Annotated in this window: 2 protein-coding genes; one reads left to right on the top strand and one right to left on the bottom strand. The window is 77.3% G+C overall.

What is annotated here, in order from left to right:
* On the bottom strand, window positions 1-1,453 hold a 1,453-nt coding region (locus ABZ914_RS50445), incomplete at its 3' end, for a hypothetical protein (RefSeq protein WP_500201687.1).
* 126 nt (window positions 1,454-1,579) lie between these two features.
* Here ABZ914_RS50445 and ABZ914_RS50440 point away from each other — a divergent pair.
* The coding region (locus ABZ914_RS50440) for an EamA family transporter (RefSeq protein WP_500201686.1) at window positions 1,580-2,204 on the top strand (625 nt) is incomplete at its 3' end.

Below are 2,204 nucleotides of genomic sequence, written 5' to 3'. Positions count from 1 at the left end.
CGGCCCGGTCCTCGCCCGAGGACGCCCGCTCGGCGGCCATGTGCGCGCGGGCCGCCTTGATGATGTCCCACGCCGACAGCTCGTCGGTGGACGGCGGGGAGTGCATCGCGGGCGACGTCAGCTCCGCCGCGACCGCCTGCGGCACCGCGAACCCCGACGCCGGCGGCGGCACCTGCGCCAGCCGGCACCACGTCAGCCCGATCGTGTAGGTGGTGGCCAGCAGCGCGGCGAGCGCGTCGGGGTCGTCGCGGCGCAGCGCGTCCGGCAGCCGCCCGTCGCGCGGCCACAGCGCCCGCAGCGGGTTGGCGGGGTCGCCGAGTACCGCCTGCAGCGTGCGGGCGCTGTCGGGGTCCAGCCAGCGCTGCAGCGCCGGCAGCGCGCCCGGCGCGGCCTGCAGGTCGGCGGCCAGCACCGCGATCCCCGCGCGGCGGACCTCGTCGTGGCTGCGGCCGCCGGGCACCGGACGCGGCCCGGTCAGCCCGTGCACGATCTGCTCCAGGTCGTACAGGGCCAGGCGCAGGTACTCGCCGGGCGCGGTGTCGCGGACCATCGGCGTGGCGAACTCGGCGGGGCAGCGGCGCCGCCACTCCTGCACGATCGCCTCCGGCCCGTACCGGACGGTCGCCATGTCCTGGTTGACCATCCGCAGCGACGCCGCGGTGACCGCGGCGAGCGCGTCGGCGCCGGGCCGGAACCGCGGGTCGGCCTGCAGGCCCGCCGCGACCTCGTACATCACCCGCGCGATGTGCGCGGCGCCGCCGCCGTCGCCGGCGCCGAGCCGGTGGATGTAGTAGCCGGCCAGGGTGCCGAAGTCGGGCGGCATCATCCAGTGCAGCCGGTCGGCGGAGGTGGTCAGGAACGGGATGAACGACTCGATCAGCGGGTGCTCGGTCAGCACCACCGGGGAGCCCGCGCACCACAGCAGCGCGCCCCACGCGGCGGCGATGGTGCTGGGCGTGCCGGGCTGGAACATCGGGTCGCGCTGGGCGAACTGCTGCGGGTCGACCGCGAGCGCGGTGGTGATGGCCTGGGAGATCCGCGCGACGACGGCGGTGTCGGGGACGGGCCCGAGGAACCCCAGCGGCGCGACCCGCCCGGCCGACAGGTCGGGGCCGGTCGGGTACAGCTGCGGCGGGACCGGCGGGGTGCCGGCGCCGCGCGGCGCCGGGACGGCGACGCGCCGGTCGGCGTGGTCGGGCGGGGGAGGGCAGGGGAACCAGGCGCCGTCCAGGCCGCACCGGTACCAGCGCCCCCACGCGCCGAACAGCCACCATTCCCCGGCGCCCCACAGCATCCGCGCGGCGATCTGCCCGGCCCGGTCCTGCGGCTGGGCGGTCCGCCACCACGGGGAGGCGACCAGTTCGCGCACGTTGCCCTCGACCGCCGCGAACAGGTCCGCGCTCGGGCCGCCTCCCGTCCCGCCGGGTCCCGCCCCGGCCCCCTGCCAGCTCACCCGGCGAATAGTAGTCCTCCCCGGCGGAGTGTCCGGCATGTCGTGTTCTGTCGGTCGCGTTCCGCCCTCCCGTTGTAATGAGCGTTATGGCACGATGCTCCTGAACGGTCGAGGGGAGGGGCGGCGATGGGCGTCGACGCGGCGGCGCGCACCCGCGCCCAGGGAGTCGCGCTGGCGGTGTTCTCCTCGGTGTGCTTCGGCGCGTCCGGCCCGTTCGGCAAGGCGCTCATCGAAGGCGGCCTAGACCCGCTGCAGGCCGTGTGGCTGCGCATCACCGTGTCGGCGCTCGCGCTGGTCCCGATCGTGTGCGCCGTGCGGGCCCGGCGCGGCGCGCGCTCCCTGCGCGCGCAGCTGCGGCCCCACCTCGGGCGGCTGGCGGCCTACGGGCTGACCGGCGTCGCCGGATGCCAGGCCTGCTACTACCTCGCCGCGTCCCGGCTGCCCGTCGGCGTGGCGATCCTGCTGGAGTTCACCGGGCCGGTCATGGTGCTGGCGTGGCTGCGGCTGGTGCGCCGCGCGCCCGTGCACCGCACCGCCGCCGGCGGCGTCGCGGTCGCCATGGCGGGCCTCGCCCTGGTCGTCCAGGTGTGGACGGGCCTGAGCCTGGACCCGCTCGGGCTGGCCGCCGGGCTCGGCGCCGCCGCCTGCCAGGCGTCCTACTTCCTGCTGGTCGACCGCCTCGCCGGACGCGTCGACCCGCTGGTCATCACCACCGCCGGCAGCGTCGTCGCCGCGGCCGCGCTCGCCGCCC

It is taken from the genome of Spirillospora sp. NPDC046719, assembly GCF_040645715.1.
GTDB lineage: Bacteria > Actinomycetota > Actinomycetes > Streptosporangiales > Streptosporangiaceae > Spirillospora.
The sequence above is the reverse complement of the archived record's forward strand: the minus strand, read 5'-3'. Positions and strand labels throughout refer to the sequence as shown.